The sequence below is a fragment of the Pseudomonas psychrophila genome (assembly GCF_001043005.1).
Taxonomy (GTDB): Bacteria; Pseudomonadota; Gammaproteobacteria; order Pseudomonadales; family Pseudomonadaceae; genus Aquipseudomonas; species Aquipseudomonas psychrophila.
Window position 1 is genome coordinate 1 of the sequence record NZ_JYKZ01000103.1, and the last position, 537, is coordinate 537.

Genomic DNA, 537 nt, shown 5'->3' on the forward strand with positions numbered 1-537 from the left:
TTCTTGGGGTGATTCCAGCGCAGCAAGGCTTCCATGCCCAGCAGCCGTCCGGTACGCAAGCAGAGCTTGGGCTGGTAAAACACGTCGAGTTCGTTTTGTGTCAGGGCGCGCCGCAGGTTGTTTTCCACAAACAGCTTGTAGCTGGCTTCGGCATTCAAGGTCTCGGTAAACACTTGCACCTGATGCTTGCCGTTGGCTTTGGCCTTGTGCAGGGCCAGGCCGGCGTTGCGCATCAGGGTTTGCGGCTCGCGGCCATGCAGCGGCGCGCAGGCGACCCCGACGGAGCCGGTGACGCTGATCAACTGGTTGTCGACGAACATCGGCTTGTCGAGGGTCAGCAGCAGTTGGCTGGCTGTCTGCTGGCCGGTCTCGATAGTCGTGTCATTGAGCAGAACGGCAAATTCGTTACTGGCAAAACGCGCCAGGCCATCGCCGGGGCTCAGGCTGTTGCGCAGGCGGCGGGCGAGGCTGATCAGCAGTTTGTCGCCGGTTTGATGGCCGAGGCTGTCATTGATCCGCTTGAAGTTGTCGATGTCC

1 protein-coding gene is annotated in these 537 nt (G+C 60.7%); it reads right to left on the minus strand.

Going from position 1 to position 537, the window contains the following annotated elements; genetic code table 11:
* Positions 1 to 537, minus strand: a 537-nt coding sequence (locus tag TU76_RS24295; RefSeq protein WP_048352704.1) for a GGDEF domain-containing protein, incomplete at both ends; no start/stop codon positions are given.